The organism is Geodermatophilus sp. SYSU D00705 (genome assembly GCF_054050135.1).
This window is the reverse complement of sequence record NZ_JBJGYT010000007.1, coordinates 122,934-144,116: the sequence shown is the minus strand read 5'-3', so window position 1 is coordinate 144,116 and position 21,183 is coordinate 122,934. Positions and strand designations below refer to the sequence as shown.

At 75.4% G+C, this 21,183-nt stretch carries 20 protein-coding genes; 8 read left to right on the top strand and 12 right to left on the bottom strand.

The window, feature by feature from the left end:
• Positions 1-263: 263 nt before the first annotated feature.
• The gene (locus ACI78Q_RS08180; protein WP_456922839.1) at positions 264-542 is read left to right on the top strand and encodes a DUF7455 domain-containing protein; all 279 of its coding nucleotides are present in this window, start codon (positions 264-266) and stop codon (positions 540-542) included.
• A 95-nt stretch (positions 543-637) separates the two neighbouring features.
• Here ACI78Q_RS08180 and ACI78Q_RS08175 read toward each other — a convergent pair whose 3' ends face one another.
• A complete protein-coding gene (locus ACI78Q_RS08175; RefSeq protein WP_456922838.1) occupies positions 638-1,837 on the bottom strand; it encodes a PucR family transcriptional regulator in 1,200 nt (399 codons plus the stop codon).
• Positions 1,838-1,976: 139 nt separating this feature from the next.
• Here ACI78Q_RS08175 and ACI78Q_RS08170 point away from each other — a divergent pair, with 139 nt between their 5' ends.
• Together ACI78Q_RS08170 and ACI78Q_RS08165 are read left to right on the top strand one after the other, a co-directional pair.
• Positions 1,977-2,279 carry a DUF3040 domain-containing protein gene (locus ACI78Q_RS08170; protein WP_456922837.1) on the top strand — a complete coding sequence of 101 codons (303 nt, stop codon included), beginning with the start codon at positions 1,977-1,979 and terminating at the stop codon, positions 2,277-2,279.
• A 288-nt stretch (positions 2,280-2,567) separates the two neighbouring features.
• A complete protein-coding gene (locus ACI78Q_RS08165) occupies positions 2,568-2,837 on the top strand; it encodes a DUF1876 domain-containing protein (protein ID WP_456922836.1) in 270 nt (89 codons plus the stop codon).
• A gap of 64 nt (positions 2,838-2,901) precedes the next feature.
• Here ACI78Q_RS08165 and ACI78Q_RS08160 read toward each other — a convergent pair whose 3' ends face one another.
• The 7 genes from ACI78Q_RS08160 to ACI78Q_RS08130 form a co-directional block, all read right to left on the bottom strand.
• Positions 2,902-3,720 carry a MetQ/NlpA family ABC transporter substrate-binding protein gene (locus ACI78Q_RS08160; RefSeq protein ID WP_456922835.1) on the bottom strand — a complete coding sequence of 273 codons (819 nt, stop codon included), beginning with the start codon at positions 3,718-3,720 and terminating at the stop codon, positions 2,902-2,904.
• A gap of 63 nt (positions 3,721-3,783) precedes the next feature.
• Positions 3,784-4,443, bottom strand: a complete 660-nt coding sequence (locus ACI78Q_RS08155; protein WP_456922834.1) for a methionine ABC transporter permease — start codon at positions 4,441-4,443, stop codon at positions 3,784-3,786.
• Positions 4,440-5,468, bottom strand: coding sequence for a methionine ABC transporter ATP-binding protein (locus ACI78Q_RS08150; RefSeq protein ID WP_456922833.1), 1,029 nt, complete (start codon positions 5,466-5,468; stop codon positions 4,440-4,442). Before ACI78Q_RS08150 ends, ACI78Q_RS08155 begins: the two co-directional genes overlap by 4 nt.
• Before the next feature lie 273 nt (positions 5,469-5,741).
• Positions 5,742-7,565 (bottom strand): aminodeoxychorismate synthase component I, encoded by a 1,824-nt coding sequence (gene pabB / locus ACI78Q_RS08145; RefSeq protein ID WP_456922832.1) that lies wholly within the window; start codon positions 7,563-7,565, stop codon positions 5,742-5,744.
• Positions 7,562-8,914: a bifunctional folylpolyglutamate synthase/dihydrofolate synthase gene (locus ACI78Q_RS08140; RefSeq protein ID WP_456922831.1), complete on the bottom strand. Its 1,353-nt coding sequence runs from the start codon at positions 8,912-8,914 to the stop codon at positions 7,562-7,564. The genes pabB and ACI78Q_RS08140 overlap by 4 nt, the downstream gene beginning before the upstream one ends.
• Before the next feature lie 13 nt (positions 8,915-8,927).
• Positions 8,928-9,776: a formyltetrahydrofolate deformylase gene (gene purU, locus ACI78Q_RS08135; protein WP_456922830.1), complete on the bottom strand. Its 849-nt coding sequence runs from the start codon at positions 9,774-9,776 to the stop codon at positions 8,928-8,930.
• Positions 9,777-9,786: 10 nt separating this feature from the next.
• Complete coding sequence (locus tag ACI78Q_RS08130; protein WP_456922829.1) at positions 9,787-11,160, bottom strand: L-serine ammonia-lyase; 1,374 nt, start codon at positions 11,158-11,160, stop codon at positions 9,787-9,789.
• Between the two features lie 84 nt (positions 11,161-11,244).
• Between ACI78Q_RS08130 and ACI78Q_RS08125 the strand changes: the two genes are divergently transcribed.
• Positions 11,245-11,970: a GntR family transcriptional regulator gene (locus tag ACI78Q_RS08125; RefSeq protein ID WP_456922827.1), complete on the top strand. Its 726-nt coding sequence runs from the start codon at positions 11,245-11,247 to the stop codon at positions 11,968-11,970.
• A gap of 139 nt (positions 11,971-12,109) precedes the next feature.
• On the opposite strand, the gene folP is transcribed toward ACI78Q_RS08125, so the two are convergent.
• The 3 genes from folP to ACI78Q_RS08110 all read right to left on the bottom strand — a co-directional run bounded on the left by folP (position 12,110) and on the right by ACI78Q_RS08110 (position 14,505).
• Positions 12,110-12,979, bottom strand: coding sequence for a dihydropteroate synthase (gene folP, locus ACI78Q_RS08120; RefSeq protein WP_456922826.1), 870 nt, complete (start codon positions 12,977-12,979; stop codon positions 12,110-12,112).
• Between the two features lie 69 nt (positions 12,980-13,048).
• A complete protein-coding gene (locus ACI78Q_RS08115; RefSeq protein ID WP_456922825.1) occupies positions 13,049-13,888 on the bottom strand; it encodes a bifunctional 5,10-methylenetetrahydrofolate dehydrogenase/5,10-methenyltetrahydrofolate cyclohydrolase in 840 nt (279 codons plus the stop codon).
• Positions 13,885-14,505, bottom strand: coding sequence for a cyclodeaminase/cyclohydrolase family protein (locus ACI78Q_RS08110; protein ID WP_456922824.1), 621 nt, complete (start codon positions 14,503-14,505; stop codon positions 13,885-13,887). Before ACI78Q_RS08110 ends, ACI78Q_RS08115 begins: the two co-directional genes overlap by 4 nt.
• Positions 14,506-14,774: 269 nt before the next feature.
• On the opposite strand from ACI78Q_RS08110, the gene ACI78Q_RS08105 reads away from it, so the two are divergent.
• The 4 genes from ACI78Q_RS08105 (at position 14,775) to araA (ending at position 19,784) form a co-directional block, all read left to right on the top strand.
• Positions 14,775-15,812, top strand: a complete 1,038-nt coding sequence (locus ACI78Q_RS08105) for a LacI family DNA-binding transcriptional regulator (RefSeq protein ID WP_456922823.1) — start codon at positions 14,775-14,777, stop codon at positions 15,810-15,812.
• 99 nt (positions 15,813-15,911) lie between these two features.
• Positions 15,912-17,588, top strand: coding sequence for a xylulokinase (locus ACI78Q_RS08100; RefSeq protein ID WP_456922821.1), 1,677 nt, complete (start codon positions 15,912-15,914; stop codon positions 17,586-17,588).
• On the top strand, positions 17,585-18,262 hold the full coding sequence (locus ACI78Q_RS08095; protein WP_456922820.1) for an L-ribulose-5-phosphate 4-epimerase: 678 nt from the start codon (positions 17,585-17,587) through the stop codon (positions 18,260-18,262). The genes ACI78Q_RS08100 and ACI78Q_RS08095 overlap by 4 nt, the downstream gene beginning before the upstream one ends.
• Before the next feature lie 10 nt (positions 18,263-18,272).
• Complete coding sequence (gene araA, locus ACI78Q_RS08090; protein WP_456922819.1) at positions 18,273-19,784, top strand: L-arabinose isomerase; 1,512 nt, start codon at positions 18,273-18,275, stop codon at positions 19,782-19,784.
• Positions 19,785-19,914: 130 nt separating this feature from the next.
• Here the strand turns inward: araA and ACI78Q_RS08085 are convergent, their stop codons facing one another.
• Positions 19,915-21,156, bottom strand: a complete 1,242-nt coding sequence (locus tag ACI78Q_RS08085; protein ID WP_456922818.1) for an arginine deiminase — start codon at positions 21,154-21,156, stop codon at positions 19,915-19,917.
• Positions 21,157-21,183 lie beyond the last annotated feature (27 nt).

Here is a 21,183-nt window from a genome sequence, read left to right as displayed (position 1 = left end):
GACCGCGCCGGGCCACGGCGCACGTCGGCGACGTACGACCTGCCGTCGCTGCCGGTCGTCGGCAAGCTCGTCCGTCGGCCCACGACCGTTGCCGACCGTCGGCAAGCCTCCGCGCCCCGGCTTCCCGACGACGCCCCTGGCCGGCCGGGCGCCTGCCCAGCAGGGTCGGGTCGGGACGTGGACCCGGCCGGACCGCCCGACAGCGCGCGGCCCGCGACGTTCCCGGTGACCGAGACCGATCGACCCCGAACCGGAGGACCCAGGTGCCCACCGCAACCGCCCACGAGCACGCCCGAGGGACGACGGCTCCCGCCGGCCCGCTGGCGCTCGCCGACCGCTGCGACGCCCCCGCGGTCGTGGGCGGCCCGAACGGCAGGACCGGCCGGGGCTCCTGCGGCGCGCAGGCCTTCATCCGCGCCGTCCTGCCCGGCGGCAACGACCTGCTCTTCTGCGCTCACCACGGCCGGGAGCACGAGGCGGCCCTCGCCGCCGCCGGGGCGACCGTCCACGACGGGACGGACGCGGTCAACGCCTCGCCGTGACCGCCACCGGCGTGCGGTCCGTGGCCTCTGGCGGGGGCGGCGGAGGCGCGGGCACGCACCCGGCTGCAGCAGCGCGCGGCCGCGGCGTCCGGTGGTCAGGGGTCGGCGGGCAGTGGCCGCGCCGGCCACTCGAGGAGCCGGGCGCCCAGCACCGCGGCGTGCAGCGAGAACCGCTGGTCGGGCCGGGACACGCTGAGCCCGGTCAGCTGGGCGACCCGGGCCAGCCGGTAGGTCACGGTGCGCACCGAGACGTGCAGGCGACGGGCGGTCTCGGTCGCGACGTCGCCGGCGTCGAAGTACGCGAGCAGGGTCTCCAGCAGCACCTCGGCGCCGCCGCGGCTGTCCCGCAGCGGGCCGAGCACGTCGTGCACCAGGTCGACGACCGCCGCCTGGTCGCGGCCGAGCACCCGGTACACCAGGAGGTCGCGGGCGTGGACCACGTCCGCGTCGAGGCCGAGCCGGTCGGCGACCACCAGCGCCTCGCGGGCCTCCTCGTAGGAGCGCGCGACACCGTAGGCGCCGGGGAACGCCCGCCCGGCCGCCACCCGCCAGCGCCGTGTGCCGTCGACCCGGCCGAGCTCGGCGTGGATGACCGCGCCGAGGTCCGCCGTGCGCGCGGACGGGGCCGCCGTCCCGGCCGGCACGACCACGACCACGCGGCCGTCCTTGGTGGCCACGAGCACGTCCCGGTCGCCGAACCGGTCGACGACGACCCGCTCCAGCACGACGGCCGCGCGGTCGACCGGGCCGCCGGACCCGCGCGGGACGGCGAGGGCCACGTGGTGGGACCTGCCCAGGTCGATGCCGAACGGCTCGGCGCGCTCGACCATCCGGGCGACGTCGGCGTCCCCGCGGAGCAGGTCGTCGACGAACTCCGCGCGCAGCGCCTCCTCGTGGCGGATCATCTCGCGCCGCTCGGACTGGTGGCCGTCGACGAGCACGCCGACGGCGTCGTCGAGCACCCGCAGCACCGCCTCCGCGGCGCGGCGCACCTTCTCCGGGTCGCTGGAGCGCACCACGACGGGCAGCTGCCGCCACAGCCGCCACGACGCCGACAGGTACAGGTCGACCGCGCGGCGGGCGCCGACCCCCTGCGCCGCGGCCCGCCGCCCCAGCTCGCGGACCGCCTCGAGCTGCCACGCGTCGGGACGGCGCCCGGAGACGGCCGCGTCGGCCAGCATCGGCAGGTAGCCGCCCAGCAGCTCCACCGGGGCCTGACAGGCCGACGCCGCCGACGCCGCGACGGGTGTCAACCAGTCGTCACCCGCTGTCCCGGCCTGCCGGTCGGTCGCCATCGCCCCTCCCCCACCGCGCCGCTCCCTCCCCCGAGCGTTGCCGATCGTCGGCAAGGTGGGCAAGCGCCAGGTGACCGGGAACTGCCCTGGCCGGGGTTCCCGCCCGGCGGGCATCGTCGAGGTCAGCAGGAGGTGGACCGTGCTGAGCAGTCACGAACAGCGGATCTGGGACGACATCGAGCGGTGCTACGCCGCCGAGGCCGAGGAGCCTGTCCTGCCCGGCGTCCGCTCGACGCGCCGGCGCCGCCTCGAGGGCCGCGGGCTGGACGACCTGCCCGCCGTGCTGGTGGCCGGCACGTGGAGCGCGCTGCTGCTGGTCATCTTCGGCGCCATGGTCACCGCTCTCGCCATCGGGGCGGCCACGGCGGTGGGCTGGCTCCTGTGGCGCTACTGGCCGCTGCTCCGGAGCGAGGAGACCGACCCGGCGGTCCGGCCCGGGTGACCCGGCGCGGACCACGAGCGCGGAGGAGGCCGATCGGCTGCGGCCGCCGGCGCGTCGCCGGGGAGGCGGCGACGTCCGGCACGTCCTGACGGGGACGTCGGTCCCTCCCCGTGGCGCGTCGGGCCGCGCAGCGTGACCCCGTGACCGAGAGCAGGCGGGTGCTGGTCGGCTACGCCACGGCCGCCGCCTCCACCCGCGGCACCGCCGAGGCCCGCCGTCCCCGCTGACCGGCACGGGCCCCGGCTGCGCCGAGCCCCGGGAGCCGGACATCGAGCGAGGGAGGACGAGATGGGCCGGACCACGACCTGGACGGTCGACATCGAGATCGACGAGCACGACGGACACACCCGTGCGGTGGCGCGGCTGCGCACGCGGGACACCGAGGCCCTCACGGGTGTCGGCCTCGCCCGGCTGGACCCGGCCGACCGCGACGTCCCGGAGATCGGGGACGAGATCGCGGTCGCGCGGGCACTGTCGGACCTGAGCCACCGGCTGCTCCGGACCGCGAGCGAGGACGTCGAGCAGTCGACGGGCACACCGGCCCACCTCACGATGTGAGGACCGCGGGCCCCGGCGGCAGCGGGCCGGCCGGACGGGCGGCCGGCCCACTGCTGTCGTGCGCTCAGAAGGCGGGGATGACCGCGCCCTCGTAGGTGTCCTCGATGAACTGGCGGACCTCGTCGGAGTGGATCAGCTCCTCGAGCTGCTGGATCCGCTCGTCGTCCTCGTCGCCGGCCCGGACGACGACCAGGTTGGCGTTGGGGTTGCCCTCGGCCTCCTCCAGCGCCAGGGCGTCCTCGGCCGGGACCAGGTCGGCCTCGATGGCGTAGTTGCCGTTGATCACCGCGATGTCGACGTCGGCCAGCGACCGGGGCACCTGCGCGGCCTCGACCTCGGAGATCTGCAGGTCCTTCGGGTTGTCCTGGATGTCGAGGGACGTCGGGGCGGCGTCCCCGGTGTCGGCCAGGGTGATCAGGTCGTTGGCCTCGAGCAGCCGCAGGGCGCGCGCGACGTTGGTCGGGTCGTTGGGGATCGCCACGGTGGCGGAGTCCGGCAGGGCGGCGAGGTCGGTCAGCGACTGCGAGTAGATGCCCAGCGGCTCGATGTGCACCGGCTCCAGCGCGGTGAAGTCGTAGCCGGCGCTGGCCACCTGCTCCTCCAGGTACGGGACGGTCTGGAAGTAGTTGGCGTCCAGCGACCCGTCGTCGAGGGCCACGTTGGGCTGCACGTAGTCGGTGAACTCGACGACGTCGAGGTCCAGGCCGGCGTCGGCGGCGAGGTCCTCGTCGATGAAACGGAGGATCTCGGCGTGCGGGACCGGGGAGGCGCCGACCCGCAGCGGCTCGTCGGCGGCGGACAGCTCGGCCTCGCCGCCGCCGCAGCCGGTGAGCAGCACGGTCGCCGCGGTGGCGGCCAGGAGCACGGTGGAGCGGGAGCGCATGACGGTGGTTCTCCTTCGGGTGGTGCGGCGGGTGCCGGCGGCCCGACGGCCACCGGCGAGGGGTCAGACGTGGGCCAGGCTGCGCGCCCAGCGGTCACCGGCCCACTGCAGGGCCTGGACGATGACGAGCAGCAGGACGACGGTGCTGAGCGTGATGTCGGTGCGGAACTGCTGGTACCCGAAGCGGATCGCGAAGTCGCCGAGCCCGCCGCCGCCGACGGCACCGGCCATCGCCGAGTAGCTGATCAGCGCCACGACGGTGACGGTGGCCCCCGCGATCAGCGAGGGCCGCGCCTCGGGCAGCAGCACGGTGCGGACGACGTCCCGGCGGCGGGCGCCCATCGACAGCGCCGCCTCGACCTTGCCGGGGGCGACCTCGCGCAGGCTGGTCTCCACCAGCCGCGCGAGGAAGGGGACGGCGCCGATGGTCAGCGGCACGATCGCCGCGGTGGAGCCGATCGTGGTGCCCACGATGCCGCGGGTGACCGGCGCGACGAGGACCAGCAGGATGATGAACGGCAGCGCGCGGCCGAGGTTGACCACGAGCCCGAGGGCGCGGTTCAGGGTGGGCCGCGGGGCCAGCCCGCCGGGCGCGGTGACGGTCAGCAGCACCCCGAGCGGCACGCCGAGGAGCACGGTGACCAGCGCGGCGACGCCCACCATGTAGAGGGTCTCGCCGGTGGCCTCCATCAGCTGCGGCCACACGCGGCTCCAGTCGCTCATCGCCCGGCCCCCGCACCCGCGGTCACACCCGGGTGCACCTGTTCGACGAGGACGCCGTCGTCCCGCAACCGGCGGACGGCGCCGTCGAGCCGGTCGAGGTCCCCGGTGACGCGCAGCAGCAGCCGGCCGTAGCGGCCTCCGGCGACCGTCTCCACCGAGCCGCCGGCGACCTCCACCGCGAGGCCGAGCTCCCCGACGAGGGTCTGCAGCACGACGGTCTCCGGGGTGCGGTCGGTGACGGTCACGCGGACCAGTGCCCCGCCGTGCCCGGCGCCGGCGTCGGCGACGGGGGCCGGCAGCAGGGCCTCGCCCAGCGGCGAGTGCTCCCGCGTGAGGACGTCGGTCAGCCGGCCGCCGTCGACGACCCGGCCCCGTTCCAGCAGGACGGCGCTGTCGCAGACGGCCTTGACCACGGCCATCTCGTGCGTGATGAGCAGGACGGTGAGGCCCAGCTCGGCGCGGACCCGCCGGAGCAGGTCGAGCACGCCGGCGGTGCTCGCCTGGTCCAGGGCCGAGGTCGCCTCGTCGCAGAGCAGCACCCGCGGGCGGCCGGCGAGGGCCCGGGCGATGGCCACCCGCTGCTTCTGCCCGCCGGACAGCTGCCCGGGGTGCGCGCCGGCCCGCTCGCCCAGTCCGACGAGGTCCAGCAGCTCCAGCGCGCGGCGCCGGCGCTCGGCCCGGCCGACGCCGGCCAGCTCCAGCGGGTGCTCCACGTTCTCCGCCGCCGTCCGGGAGTCCAGCAGCTCGAAGTGCTGGAAGACCATCCCGATGGAGCGGCGGGCCTCGCGCACCCGGTCGGCGGGCAGGTCGGTGAGCACCTGCCCGTCCACGGTCACCGACCCCGACGTCGGGCGCTCGAGCAGGTTGACCAGGCGCACCAGGGTGCTCTTGCCCGATCCGCTCGGGCCGACCACGCCGGCGAACTCACCGGCCTCCACCCGCAGGCTGACCCCGTCGACGGCGACGACCTCGCCGGCCCGTCCCCGGGCGGGGAACACCTTGCGGACGTCGTGCAGTTCGATCACGGGAGCGGGTCCTCGGGGAGCGGGTCGGGCCGGGCAGGGCTGCGCGGTCGCGCAGGGGCTCGGCGCGACGGCGTCCGGCCCCGGGTGGACGGGGCGGCGCAGGGACGTCAGCGACAGAGGCAGCTGGCGGTGCCGGCGAGGTCGACGGCACGGTCACTCGTCAGGATCTGCCAGGCCACCCCGCCATGCTCCCCCACCACGGAGCCCGCAACAAATCCCACCGGATTGGTGTGGATCACACCTGCCGCCGGATCGCCCGGCTCGCCGGGCGGTTCAGCCCCGGGCGGCGAGCGCGGCCGGCGCCGATGCCGGCGCGGTCCGGGCGGGCGTGGGCACCTCGCGTGGCGCGGTCCACAGCCGCGCGGCGCGCCATCCTCGCAGCGAACTGAGCACCGCCACCCCCTCGGCCCGGTCGAGGTCGGCCACGGAGAGCACCCGCTCGCGCAGCCGGCCCGCCGCGATCAGGCGCGCGCGCTCGACGCCCGGCAGGCAGCCGGACTCCACCGGCGGTGTCCACCACTGCCCGTCGATCCGCACGGCGAGCGTGGCCCGGGTGACCTCGGTGAGCTCTCCCCTCGTGTTCACCATGATCACGTCGTCGACGTCCGGGCGCCGGCCGCGGCGCCGGTCGTAGGGGCCGCGCAGGCTCGTCTTGTGGCGGAGCCACCCCGCCCCGGGGTCGACCGGCTCGTCGTCGACGGCGAGCAGCACCGGTCCGGCCGGGAGGGCGGGGAGCGCCTCGACGTCGACGGCGAGCGTCCCGTCCCGGCGGAGCCGCAGCCGGACGCGCGCCGGCGGCTGCCCGGCCAGCCGCGTGCCCAGCAGGCGCCGCGCCTGCGACCCGTCGAAGCGGAACCCGAGGTGCCCGGCCGAGGCGGCCAGCCGCTGCAGGTGCCCGTCGAGGTTGCGCAGGCCGTGTCGCGGGTCGTGTCGCATGGTCTCCAGCAGCTCGAACTCGCGGGGCCGGGCGGCCAGGACGGCGGCCTTGGCGAGCACCTCGTCGTGCTCCGCGGCCGCCTCCGAGCCCCACGTGATGCCGCTCCCGGTCCCGTACACGGCCTCCCCCGTGGACGTGTCCACGACCGCCGTCCGGATGGCCACGCTGAAGCGGGCCCGCACCGGGGCGTCCGGTGGACCCACGAGGCCGATCGCTCCGCAGTAGACGCCCCGGGGGTCCGGTTCCAGGGACCGGATGATGCCCATGGAGCTCGCCTTGGGCGCACCCGTGACCGAGCCGCAGGGGAAGAGTGCCCGGAACAGCTCCACCAGGCCGGTTCCGGGGCGGAGACGGGCCGTGACGTCGGAGGTCAGCTGCAGCACCGTCTCGTAGCGCTCGACGGTGAGCAGCGCCGGCACCTCGACGCTGCCGATCTCCGCGATCCGGCCGACGTCGTTGCGCATCAGGTCGACGATCATCACGTTCTCCGCGCGCTCCTTGGGGCTGGCGCGCAGCCGGTCGGCCAGGCACCGGTCCTCCGCCTCGTCCCGGCCCCGCCGCGCCGTCCCCTTCATGGGGCGGAGCAGGACGTCGTCCCCGCGGCGCTCGAAGAACAGCTCGGGGCTGGCGCTGGCCACGGCGAACCGGCCCAGGTCGAGGTGGGCGTTGTACGCGCCGCGCTGCCCCAGCGCCAGGTCCCGGTACAGGTGCACGGGATCCCCGGTCACCGAGCCCGACATCCGCACGGTGAGGTTGCACTGGTAGGTGTCCCCCGCGGCGATCCGATCCCGGACCTCCCCGACGCCGGCGGCGTGCCCGTCCGGCGTCCACGCGGGACGCCACCGGGCGGTCGCGGCCGGCCCGGTCGCCACCAGCACGGGCACCGGGACGGGCTCGTCGCAGAGCCCGAACCACACCAGCGGCACGCCCAGGGGCGTGGTCCCGTGGACGGGGAGCCGCGGGTCCAGCCCCGCGGCGGCCTCGTAGGCGACGTACCCGAAGGCCCACGCCCCGGCGTCGGTCGCGCGCTCCACCTCGGCGAGGACGTCGAGGACCTCCCCGGGCCGCTCGGCGACCAGCACCCGGTGGGGCGGCGGGCACCGGACGGCGGTCCCGGCGCGCAGGTCGTCGAAGCGGGCCCACGGCGTCCGGGGCCTCACGGTGCCGCCCTCCCCGGCGACACGGCGGCGAGCAGGTGGAACGAGCCACTGACCACGACGGGCAGACCGGCCCCGGCCCGTTCCGCGGCACGGAGCACCGCAGCCGGCGGGTCCTCCTCCACCAGTGCCGCGATCCCGCACTCGGCGGCCGCCCGGGCCACCCGCTCGGCGGGGACGGAGGTGCCGGCGGCGTGGTCGCCCTGCGCGGTGGAGAACTGCGTGGCGACCACCAGCGACGCCGTGGGCGCGATGACCCGGAGGGCCGCCCGCAGGTCCTTGTCCTGCTTGACGGCGAACACCCACGGGAACCGGGCGCCGGGGTGCACCTCCCGCAGGGTCGCCACCAGCGCGGCCAGCTTCATGGGGTTGTGCGCTCCGTCGAGGACCACGGGCCGGCCGGCGACCTCCCGGCGTTCGAAGCGGCCGGGCAGCGTGGCGCTGCGCAGCCCGAGGCGGACGGCGTCCGCGTCGAGGGCCCACCCGTCGCGGGCCGCGATCGCCTCGACGGCCCGCAGCGCCAGGTGGGCGTTCCCCGCCTGGTGCCGCCCGGTGAGCCCCAGGGGCAGCGGCGGCCGGCCCGGGAGGCGCAGCTCGGTGCCGCCGGGCCCGGTCCGGGCCGGCCCCGCGGACGCGCCGGTGTCCACCCACCGGAGGCCGCACCCCCGGCGGACCGCCTCGGCGGTCAGCACGTCCGCCACCCCGGCGCCCGGCTGGCGGGCGACGACGGCACGTCCGCCGATCGGCAGGATGCCGGCCTTCTGCGCCGCGATCTCCTCCAGCGTGGGCCCGAGCAGGTCCTGGTGGTCCAGGCCGATCGGGGTGATCACCGCGAGCTTGTCGGCCCGGGAGATGGCGTTGGTGGAGTCGAGCAGGCCCCCGACCCCCGTCTCGACGACCCCGTGGTCGACCCGGTCGGCGAACAGGCCGAACGCGATCGCGTTGGTGACCTCGAAGAAGGACGGCCGCCCGTGCCCGCTCCGCTCGACCATCTCGACGGCCGGCCGGATCCGGTCCAGCTCCGCGTCGACGAGCTCGGCCGGCGCCGGCTGCCCGTCCAGCTGGAACCGCTCCAGCACGCTGTACACGTGGGGTGAGAGGTGGGTGCCGACCCGGAACCCGTGCGCCCGCAGCAGGCTCGCGACGAACGTGCTCACCGAGCCCTTGCCGGCGGTGCCCGCCACGTGGACCGCGCGGAAGCGGTCCTGCGGATCTCCCAGTGCCCTGAACAGGGCCCGGGCGCGGGTCGGGCCCGCGCCGGCCGGCCCCCGCTGCGGCCCGAGCTCCTCGTACAGGTACCGGTGGACCCGCTCGAGCGCGGCCGGGGACGCCGGAGCCGCGACGGGCGCCATCAGGGCAGCCGGCTCAGCGGAAGACGACGGTGCTGTGGCCGTTGAGCAGCACGCGCCGCTCGCTGTGCCACCGGACGGCCCGCGACAGCGCCAGCGCCTCGGCGTCCTGGCCGACGGTGGCGAGGGCGCGCGGGTCGTAGGTGTGGTCGATGCGGATGACCTCCTGCTCGATGATCGGCCCCTCGTCCAGGTCGGGGGTCACGTAGTGGGCGGTCGCGCCGACCAGCTTCACGCCGCGGTCGAAGGCCTGGTGGTAGGGCTTGGCGCCCTTGAACCCCGGCAGGAAGGAGTGGTGGATGTTGATGGCCCGGCCGTGCAGGGCGGAGCAGGCCTCGTCGGAGAGCACCTGCATGTAGCGCGCGAGCACGACCAGGTCGGCGCGGTGCTCGTCGACCAGCTCGAGCAGCCGGGCCTCGGCCTCGCGCTTGGTCGCCGGCGTCACCGGCACGTGGTGGAAGGGCAACCCGGCCGCCTCCGCCATCGGGCGCAGGTCCTCGTGGTTGGAGACGACGGCGACGAGTTCGGCGCCGAGGCTGCCGGCCCGCCAGCGGAAGACGAGGTCGTTGAGGCAGTGGCCGAGCTTGGACACCATGACCACCACCCGCTGCGGCTCCTCGCCGGTGATGTCGAAGGTCATGCCGAACTCCTCGGCCACCGCACCGAACTCCGCGGCCAGGCGTTCGGCGTCGGTCTCCTGGGAGCAAACGAACGCCGTCCGCAGGAACAGCTGGCCGCGGAGGGCGTCGTCGAACTGCTGGTGCTCGACGATGTCGCAGCCGTGCTCGAACAGGAACGAGCTGACCGCGTGCACGATGCCCGGGCGCTCCTGGCAGCTGAGCGTGAGGGTGTAGGGGTGGGACACGGGTGCCTCCTCAGCACTCGACGATGTTGAGCGCCAGCCCGCCACGGGCGGTCTCCTTGTACTTGTCCTTCATGTCCGCGCCGGTCTCGCGCATGGTCTTGATGGCCTTGTCCAGCGGGACGTGGTGCCGGCCGTCGCCGCGGACGGCCATGCGCGCCGCGGTGATGGCCTTGACCGAGCCGACGGCGTTGCGCTCGATGCAGGGGATCTGCACGAGGCCTCCGACGGGGTCACAGGTGAGGCCGAGGTTGTGCTCGATGCCGATCTCGGCGGCGTTCTCCACCTGCTCAGGCGTCCCACCGAGGACCTCGGCCAGGCCGGCGGCGGCCATGGAGCAGGCCGAGCCGACCTCGCCCTGGCAGCCCACCTCCGCGCCGGAGATGGAGGCGTTCTCCTTGAACAGCAGCCCGATGGCCGCGGCGGTGAGCAGGAAGCGCACCACCCCGTCGTCGGAGAAGGTGCCGACGAAGTCGCGGTAGTAGTGCAGGACGGCCGGCACGATCCCGGCGGCGCCGTTGGTCGGCGCGGTCACGACCCGCCCGCCGGCGGCGTTCTCCTCGTTCACGGCCAGGGCGTAGAGGGTGACCCACTCCATGGCGCGCAGCGGGTCGGCCTCGTCCGGGTGCTCCTCCAGCTGGGCGCGCAGCGCGGCCGCGCGCCGGCGGACCCGGAGGCCGCCGGGCAGGACGCCAGTGGTCCGCGTGCCGCGCTCGACGCACTCCTGCATGACCGCCCAGACGTGCAGCAGACCGGCGCGCACCTCGGCCTCGCTGCGCCAGGCGAGCTCGTTGGCCAGCACCACGTCGCTGATGCGCAGGCCCGTCTCCCGGGTGCGCGCGAGCAGCTCCTCGCCGGTGCGGAACGGGTACGGCACCGGCGTGGCGTCCTCGACGATCACCGGGTTGCCGGCCTCGTCCTCGTCGAGGACGAACCCGCCGCCCACCGAGTAGAACTCGCGCCGGGCGAGTTCCGCCCCGTCGGCGTCGACGGCCACGAAGAGCATCCCGTTGCTGTGGAAGTCCAGCCGCTTGCGCCGGTGCAGCACGACGTCGTCGTCCACCGCGAACGCGATGGGGTGCTCGCCGGCCAGCCGCAGCTTCCCCTCCCGGCGGATGGCCTCGACCCGGGGGCCGGCCGCGACGGGGTCGACGAGGTCGGGCTGCTCGCCCTCCAGCCCGAGGACGACGGCCTTGACGCTGCCGTGGCCGTGCCCGGTGGCCCCGAGCGACCCGAACAGCTCGCACCGGACCCCGGCGACCCGCGCGAGCACCCCCTCCTCCCGCAGGCGGGAGGCGAAGGTGGCGGCGGCCCGCATGGGGCCGACGGTGTGCGAGCTCGACGGGCCGATGCCCACCTTGAACAGGTCGAAGGCGCTGATGGTCACCCGGTGCCTCCTCGTGCCGCAGTTGTGACGCGAACCAACCGCGGTACAGGTACACAGTTGGTATATCAGTAGTACGATGACGGTATGTCGATCCCTCTCGAGAGGCAAGGCCTGCCGGCGGTCAACCTCTACGATCTGCTCGTGACCCTCGCACCGCTGGAGCTCGACCCGTCCGCCGCCACGTCGCTGGCGGACAAGGCCTACGTGGCGATCAGGGACCGGCTGATCATGCTGGCCATCCGGCCGGGAGACCCGATCGACGACGACGAGCTGGCCAAGGACCTGGGCGTGGGCCGGACGCCGGTGCGCGAGGCACTGAAGCGGCTGGAGGGCGACCGGCTGGTCGTGTCCTACCCGCGGCGGGGGACGTTCGCCACCGGCATGGACATCTCCGACCTGGCACACATCTCGGACATCCGTGCCCAGCTCGAGCCCCTGGCCGCCCGTCGGGCCGCGGAGCGGGCCGCCCGAGTGGGCCACGGCGAGCTCGACGAGCTGGCCACGGGGATCGAGCAGCTGGACGTCACCGCGATCGACCCCGCGGAGCTGATGCGCTGGGACCTCGCGGTGCACCGCGCCATCTACCGGGCGGCCGGCAACCCGCACCTCGAGGACGTCCTCATCCGCTACGACAACCTGGCCACGCGCATCTTCTGCCTGTTCCTGGACCGCCTGCCCACGGTGGACGAGCACGTCGGCGAGCACGTGGCGCTGCTCCGGGCGATCGCCGCCGGCGACGCCGACCGGGCCGACGACCTCGCCCGTGAGCACGTCCTCGGCTTCGAGCAGGCGATCCGCGCGGTGATCTGAGGAACGGCCTCCTGCCCCGCTGACGCTCGCGCGGCGTTCCGCGCACTCCCGCGGCGCTGCACCACCGCGAGAGCAGGCAGGACACCGCGAGAACGTGCCCGGTCCGCCCCGGCAGGCCCGTCCCACCGGGGTGCCGGTCTCACACGGGGCCGACGGCGTCCAGGACCGCCAGGACGTCCCGCGTGGCGGCGACGTCGTGGACCCGCAGCACCGACGCTCCCCGCTGCACCGCGACGAGCGCCGCGGCGAGTGAGGCGGGCAGCCGCTCCCCCACGGCCCGCCCGGTCAGCTGACCCAGCACGGACTTGCGGGACAGCCCCACCATGACCGGGACGCCGAGCCCGGTGAACGTGCCGAGCGACGCCAGGAGCGCGACGTTGTGCGCCGGCGTCTTGCCGAACCCGAACCCCGGGTCGACCACCAGGTCCTCCGGGCGGACACCGGCGTCCAGGCAGGCGCCGATGCGCCCGGTGAGGAAGGCGCGCACCTCGGCGACGACGTCCCGGTAGTGCGGGTCCTCCTGCATGGTGTCCGGCGAGCGCTGCATGTGCATGAGGCACACCGGGACGCCGAGCTGTGCCGCGGCCTCCAGGGCGCCCGGCCGCTGCAGCGCCCGCACGTCGTTGACCATGCTCGCGCCGGCGGCCACCGCGGCTGCCATGACCTCGGGACGTGAGGTGTCCACCGACAGCGGCACGGGGACCTCCCGGGCCAGTGCCTCGACGACCGGGACGACGCGGGCCAGTTCCTCGGCGAGGGCCGGCGGCCGCGCGCCCGGCCGGGTGGACTCCCCGCCGACGTCGATGAGGTCGGCCCCCTGGGCCGCCAGGCGGCGGCCGTGCTCGACGGCCCGCTCGAGGCCGTCGAACCGCCCGCCGTCGGAGAACGAGTCGGGCGTGACGTTGAGGATGCCGCAGACCAGGGGCTGCCGCGTCGCCAGCGCCCGGCGGAGGGCGGGCGCCGCGCCGGCGCCTGCCGTCGTGCGCTCCGCCACAGCCGTGCCGGTCATGAGGGTGCTCCGATCGATGTGGTCCCGACGGCGGGGCGGCGGGGTCACGGCCGTCCCGCCCGGGAGCGGTCAGGGCCGCGCAGCCCGGATCGTGTGCTGCAGCAGGAGGGCGGTGGTGACCGGCCCGACGCCGCCGGGCACCGGGGTCAGGCCGGCGACCCGTCCCGAGACCGAGCCCGCGTCGACGTCCCCGACCAGCCCGCCGTCGGCCGTCGGGTTGGTCCCGACGTCGACGACGACCGCGTGCTCGGCGACGTGCTCGGCCGTGACGAGCTCCGGCCGGCCGACCGCCGCGACGAGCACGTCCGCGGTGCGGGTGACCGCGGCGAGGTCCTTGGTGCGGCTGTGGCAGACCGTCACGGTGGCGTCGCGCTGCAGCAGCAGGTGCGCCGCGGGCTTGCCGACGACGGTGGAGCGGCCCACCACGACCGCGTGCGCCCCGGACAGCGGGATCCCGTGGGCGTCCAGGAGCGCGAGCACCGCCGCCGCGGTCGCCGGTGGATGGGCGGGCAGGCCGGCGGCCAGCCGACCCAGGCTGAGCGGGTTGGCACCGTCGACGTCCTTGGCGGGGTCGATCGCCGCGGCGAGGTCCTCGAACACCGCGCCCGCGGGCAGCGGGGTCTGCAGGATGATCCCGTGCACCGCGGGGTCGGCGCTGAGCGCGGCGAGCTCGGCGCGGATCCGGTCGGGCGTCGCCGTCTCCCCCAGGTCGACGACCGAGCAGGCGATGCCGGTCCGCTCCGCGGCGCGCGCGATGGAGCGGACGTACCAGGCGCTGGACTCGTCCGCCGTCGCGACGACCACGGCCAGGCGGGGCGGGGTCCCGGCCGCGGTCAGCTCCGTGGCCGCGGCGGCGGCCTCGGCGCGGATGGCGGCGGCCAGCTCGGTCCCGCTCAGCGTCGCGGTCATCGGACCAGCCCGTCCCGGACGGCGGCGGTGACCTTCTCCGCGCGCAGGACGAGGTCGTCGACGGTGTCCACGACGGCGGCGAGCTCGCCCCGGGCCGTCGGGTCCTTGATGCCGCCGAGGTTGATCTCGACGTTGACCCGGGCCGTCGTGGCCGCCGCCCGGGCCGCCTCCGCGGCGGCCGCGACGTCGCTGACCACGTTGCGGTTGCCGATCGGCAGCAGCTGCTCGGCCAGGCCCAGCACCTGCTCGGCGACGGCGATCACGATCGCCGGCACGTGCGCCGCCGCGACCAGGGCCTGGGCGATCGCCGCGGACCGAGCGGCGGCCTCGTCCGGCGTCCCCTTCGGGAGCCGGTAGGCCTCGGTGACCGCGGTGAAGGCCGCGGCGTCCTCCTCGGCCAGGCCCAGCGCGTTCTCGCGCAGCCGGTCCGCGGTGTGCGTGACGGTGGCGATCTCCTCGGCGTGCTCGGCGTACCGCGCCGAGTCGCTGTAGCGGGCGACCATCGCCACCAGGGCGGCTGCCTGGGCGGCGTGCAGTGCGGCGGTGGCCCCGCCTCCCGGGGCGGGCACCCTGGCGGCGAGCTGCGCCAGGAAGGTCTCGATGGTGTCGGTGCGCACGGGCGGGTCCTTCCACGGATGACGGGGGCGGGGCGGCCCTCCCCGGCACCACCCGGAGCGGGTGGCGGGTGGGGGGAGGGCGACGTCCGGTGCGGTGACCACTGATCCCTGCGCGGAGTGGTCGACCGCCGACGCGCGCGGCGCGGTGTGCCCTCATCGTGGGGGGGGGGGGGGGGGGGGGGCCCCGGGGGGGCCCCCCCCCCCCCCCCCCCGACGGCACGGGGCGACCACACGGGGCAGAGGCGCCCCGTCGACGGGAGGGGTGGACGGTGGAGCCCGAGGGGGCGACCCGCGCGCTGGTCATGTCCGACGTCGCCGCCCGGGCCGGTGTCTCGCACCAGACGGTCTCCCGGGTGATCAACGGGCACCGCAACGTCGCACCGCAGACCCGGGAACGAGTCGAGCGGGCGATCCGGGAGCTCGGCTACCGGCCGAACTCCGCCGCGCGGGCGCTGGTCACCGGCTCCACCCGCACCATCGGCTTCGTCACCGTGAACATCAACCAGTACGGCCCGGCGCAGACGCTGGTCGGGCTGGAGCAGGCCGCGCGCGCCGCCGGCTACTCGCTGTCGGTCACGGTCCTGGACGAGGCGACCGCCGAGGCGATGCGGGCGGCGGTGGACCGGTTCGTCGGCCAGTCGGTCGACGCGGTGGTGGCGCTGGCCACCTACGACGACGCCGCGGAGGCCCTGCACCTCATCGACACGCCGCTCCCCGTGGTCATCGTGCAGAGCGGCGGCGCGGTCGAGGAGCCGGCCGTGGGCGTGGACCAGGTGACCGGGGCGCGGCTGGCCACGCGGCACCTGCTCGGCCTCGGCCACCGCACGGTGCACCACGTGACCGGCCCGGCCGACTCGCAGGAGGCGCGGGACCGCATCGCCGGCTGGCGGGCGGAGCTGTGCGCGCACGGGGTGCCGGTCCCGCCGTACCTGCGCGGGGACTGGACTCCGTCGTCGGGGTACGCCGCCGGCAAGGACCTCGCCGCGCGGGTGCGCGCCGGCGAGGAGGTCACCGCGGTGTTCCTGGCCAACGACCAGATGGCGCTCGGGTTGCTGGCCGCCTTCCACGAGGAGGGGCTGGACGCGCCTCGCGACGTCAGCGTCGTCGGCTTCGACGACCTGCCCGAGGCCCCCTACTTCACCCCGCCGCTGACCACGGTCCGGCAGGACTTCGCCGAGCTCGGCCGCCGCGGGGTGCGGCTGGTGCTCGCGCGGCTCCACGGCGAGGAGCTGCACCCGGACCCGGTGCCGCCGGCGTTGCTGGTCCGCTCCAGCACCGGGCCCGCTCCGCACCGGGCGCCGAACTGAGCATGTGTTAGCGCTAACATCCACATTCCCGGGCGACGTCCGGCGGTCGACCGGATCGCCGGGACGGGCCTGGCACCGGTGACGGAGGGGTCTCCTGACATGACGACCGATGCCGGCGCGGCGATCACCGCAGGCCGCACCGCCCTGGGGATCGAGCTGGGCTCGACCCGCATCAAGGCCGTGCTGATCGGCCCGGACCACGCTCCGCTCGCCGTCGGCACCTCCGACTGGGAGAACCAGTTCGTGGACCGGCTCTGGACGTACTCGCTGGACGCCGTCTGGGCCAGCGTGCAGGAGGGTGTCGCGGCCCTGGCCGACGACGTGCGGCGACGCCACGGGGTGGAGCTCACCACGGTCGGCGGGCTCGGCGTGTCGGCGATGATGCACGGTTACCTGGCGTTCGACGCCGCCGGGGAGCTGCTGACCCCGTTCCGGACCTGGCGCAACACGAACACGGGGGAGTCGGCCGAGCGGCTCAGCGCGGAGTTCGGCGTCAACATCCCGCACCGGTGGAGCGTCGCGCACCTCTACCAGGCGATCCTGGACGGCGAGGAGCACGTCGGCCGGCTGGACCACCTGACGACGCTGGCCGGCTACGTGCACTGGCAGCTCACGGGGGAGAAGGTGCTCGGCGTCGGCGACGCCAGCGGCATGTTCCCGATCGACGGCGACACCGGCGGCTACTCCGCCGCGATGCTGGCCCGGTTCGACCGGCTCGCGGCCGAGGCGGGGGCGCAGCTGACCCTCGCGGACCTGCTGCCGGCGATCGCGCTCGCGGGGCAGCCGGCCGGCACGCTGACGGACGCGGGCGCCGAGCTGCTCGACCCCACCGGGCGGCTGCGGGCCGGCATCCCGCTGTGCCCGCCCGAGGGCGATGCGGGGACGGGGATGGTCGCCACCGGCTCGGTCGCCCCGCGCACCGGCAACGTCTCCGCCGGGACCAGCATCTTCGCCATGGTCGTGCTCGAGCACGAGCTCAGCCGGGCGCACCCCGAACTCGACCTGGTCACGACGCCGGCCGGGGACCCGGTGGCGATGGTGCACTGCAACAACGGGGCCAGTGAGCTCGACGCGTGGGCCGGGCTGTTCGCCGAGTTCGCCCGGGCCCTGGGGGCTGCCGCCGACCCGTCGGCGGTCTTCGAGACCCTGTTCACCGCCGCGCTCGGTGGGGCCGCCGACTGCGGCGGGCTGCTGGCCTACAACTACCTCTCGGGCGAGCCGATCACCGGCTTCGAGGAGGGGCGGCCGCTCTTCCTGCGGTCCCCGGACAGCACGTTCGACCTGGGCACCTTCATGCGGACACACCTGTTCGCCTCCCTGGCCACCCTGCGGATCGGCATGGACGTCCTGCAGAAGGCCGAGGGCGTGCGGCTGGACCGGATGTTCGCGCACGGGGGCCTGTTCAGGACCCGGGGCGTGGCGCAGCGCTTCCTGGCCGCGGCGATCGACACGCCGGTCTCCGTCGGGGACGTCGCGGCCGAGGGCGGCGCGTGGGGGATGGCCGTCCTCGCAGCCTTCTCGACCCGGCGCTCGCCGGAGCAGACCCTGGCCGACTACCTGGACACCGCCGTCTTCACCGGTACCGAGCTGGAGACCGTCGACCCCGAGCCGGCCGACGTCGCCGGCTTCGACGCGTTCATGCGGCGGTACACCGCGGCACTCCCGGTCCAGCGGGCCGCCGTGGACCACGTGGGCAACGACCACCGACGGGCCGAGCCGCGGCCCGCCGATCCCGACACGACCTCCGCCGCCCTGACCGAGGAGCAGCCGGTATGAGCCTCCCCACCCTGACCGAGCGCGGGACCCACCGCGAGCAGCGCGAGCACGTGGCCCGCCTGCACTCCTACCTGACCCGCTACGAGCTGGTGACCTGGACGTCGGGCAACGTCTCCGAGCGGGTGCCCGGCGAGGACCTGTTCGTGATCAAGGGCAGCGGCGTCGAGTACGACGAGCTGACCTGGGAGGGCGTCACCGTCTGCGACCTCGACGGCAACGCCGTGGACGGCGTGAAGAAGCCCTCCAGCGACACCGACGCGCACGCCTACGTCTACCGGAACATGCCCGAGGTCAACGGCCAGGTGCACACGCACAGCCCGTACGCCACGGCCTGGGCGGCGCGCGCCGAGCCGATCCCGTGCGTGCTGACCGCGATGGCCGACGAGTTCGGCGGCCCCATCCCGGTCGGGCCGTTCGCGCTGATCGGCGACGACTCGATCGGCCAGGGGATCGTGGCCACGCTGTCGGGCTCCCGCTCCCCGGCGGTGCTCATGCGCAACCACGGCGTGTTCACCATCGGCCGGTCGGCGAAGGCCGCGGTGAAGGCCGCCGTCATGACCGAGGACGTCGCCCGCACGGTGCACTTCTCGCGCCAGCTCGGCGAGCCGCTGCCGATCGCCCAGGCCGACGTCGACTCCTTGTACACGCGCTACCAGAACGTCTACGGACAGTGAGGAAGGCTTGATGCGCACGGACCCGTTCACCGGGCACGAGCTGTGGTTCCTGACGGGCAGCCAGGGGCTGTACGGCGAGGAGACGCTCCAGCAGGTCGCCGAGCAGTCCCAGCGCGTCGCCGCCGCGCTCGACCAGGCCGGTGAGGTCCCGATCCGGGTGGTCTGGAAGCCGGTCCTGACCGACGCCGGCGCCATCCGGCGGGCGATGGGCGAGGCCAACGAGGACCCCTCGTGCGTCGGCGTCATCACCTGGATGCACACCTTCTCCCCGGCGAAGATGTGGATCTCCGGGCTGGACGCGCTGCGCAAGCCGCTGCTGCACCTGCACACCCAGGCCGACGCCGCCCTGCCGTGGGCGACGATCGACATGGACTTCATGAACCTCAACCAGGCCGCCCACGGCGACCGCGAGTACGGGTTCATCCTGACCCGGCTGCGGATGCCGCGGACGACGGTCGCCGGGCACGTGGACAACCCGCGGGTCAAGGCGCGGGTGGGCTCCTGGGCGCGCGCCGCGGCCGCCGCGGCGGCGGTACGGTCGCTCAAGCTGGCCCGGTTCGGCGACAACATGCGCAACGTCGCGGTGACCGAGGGCGACAAGGTGGAGGCGGAGATCCGCTTCGGCGTCTCGGTGAACACCTGGGGCGTCAACGACCTGGTCGCCGTGGTGGACGCCGTCGAGGACTCCGCCGTCGACGCGCTGGTCGCCGAGTACGGCGACCTCTACGAGTTCGCCGACGACGCCCGCCCGGGCGGGGGGCAGCACGAGGCGGTGCGCTACCAGGCCCGCATCGAGGCCGCGCTGCGCACCTTCCTCGAGGACGGCGGCTTCGGCGCGTTCACCACGAACTTCGAGGACCTCGGGGGGCTGCGCCAGCTCCCGGGCCTCGCCGTCCAGCGGCTGATGGCCGACGGCTACGGCTTCGGCGGCGAGGGCGACTGGAAGACCTCGGTGCTGCTGCACACCCTCAAGGTCGCCGCCCACGGGCTGCCGGGCGGCACCTCGTTCATGGAGGACTACACCTACCACCTGGCCACCGACACCCCGAAGATCCTCGGCGCCCACATGCTCGAGGTCTGCCCGACGATCGCCGGTGAGCGGCCGCGGGTCGAGGTGCACCCGCTGTCGATCGGCGGCCGCGAGGACCCGGCCCGGCTGGTGTTCACCGCGGCCCCGGACGAGGGCGTCGTCGTCGGCTGGTGCGACCTGGGTGACCGGTTCCGCTGGGTGGCCAACGAGATCGACGTCGTCGAGCCCGACGAGCCGCTGCCGAACCTGCCCGTCGCCCGCGCCGTCTGGGAGCCCCGGCCGGACTTCGAGACGGCGACCGAGGGCTGGCTGACCGCCGGCGGCCCGCACCACACGGTGCTGTCGACCGCTCTCGGTGCCGACGAGCTGACCGACCTGGCCGAGGTGTTCTCCACCGAGCTGGTCGTGATCGACGCCGACACCACGCGCCGGTCGCTGGCCAAGGAGCTGCGCTGGAGCGCGGCCTACCACCGGCTGGCGCAGGGGCTCTAGCCGCCGGACGGCGTCCCTCCCCGGACCGACCTGCTCCTGCGGTGCTCGTGCTCTGCCCACCACGGTGGGCAGAGCACGAGCTTCCCGGGACGGGGTTGCCCGCCAGCGGGTGACCCGGCCGCGCCGACGGTCAGAGCGGGACCCGCGACACCGGGCACGACATGCACCGCGGGCCGCCGCGGCCGCTGCCGAGCTCCGAGCCGGCGATCCGGACCACCTCGATCCCGGCGGCCTCCAGCGCGGCGTTGGTGACGGTGTTGCGCTCGTAGGCCACGGTCAGCCGCGGGGCCAGCGCGAGGGTGTTGTTGCCGTCGTCCCACTGCTCGCGCTCGGCGGTGACCGGGTCCAGGCCGGTGTCGATCAGCCGCAGCCGGTCGATCCCCATCGCCGCGGCCGCCGCCTCGAGGAACGGCGCGGGACCGCGGACGGCGAGGTCCGTGGTGTCGTCGTCGTCCGGCGGCTCGTCCCCGGCGGTGACCGTCCAGGCCACCAGGGAGTCGGCGACCGCGGGGTACATGACGAACGCGTCGACGTCGACCATCGTCGCGATGGTGTCCAGGTGCATCGTCGCCCGCTCCTGCGCGATGGGGACCACCAGCACGGTGTGCGCCAGCCCGCGGGCGAAGGCCCGCCGGGCCAGCCGCTCCGCCCCGCCGGCCGTCGTCCGCTCGCCCACGCCCACGGCCACGACCCCGGGGGCGAGGAGCAGCACGTCCCCGCCCTCGAGGTGCTCCAGGGAGGCGTCGTAGAGCTGCTCGGCGCCGGCGAACCGCGGGTGGTGGGCGTAGATCGCGGCGGTGATCGTGCTCTCGCGGTGCCGGGCGGGCATCGCGAGCGACGTGACGGCGACCTGGTCGCCGACCCACACCGACGAGTCGCGGGTGAACAGCAGGTTCGGCAGCGGCCGGACGACGAAGTCGCCGCGGCCCATCAGCTCGAAGGACAGGCCGCGGGCGCCGGGCAGCTCGTCGTGCGCCAGCCCGGCGATGAGGGCCGCGGCGAGGTCGGTGGGGGAGAGGTCGGCCAGGTGCGCGGCGGCGGTCCGCTTCAGCGTGGCCCCCAGCCGCGGGTCGTCGACCGCGGCGGTGACGAGCTCGTGCCGCGCCGCGGGGACGGTCAGCACCTCGGCCAGCAGCCGGTCCAGGTACAGCACCTCCACCCCGCGCGCGGTCAGCTCCGCGGCGAACGCGTCGTGCTCGTCCTGCGCCCGCCGCACCCACGGGACGCCGTCGAACAGCAGCTGGTCGTTGTTGCGCGGGGTCAGCCGGCGCAGCTCGGCGCCCGGGCGGTGCAGCAGCACCGTCCGCAGCGGCCCGACCTCGCTGGTCGCGCCCGGGACGGCGGTCTCGACGGCGGTCTCGACGGCGGTCATGGGGCGAGGCTGGCACAGGCGGCGCCC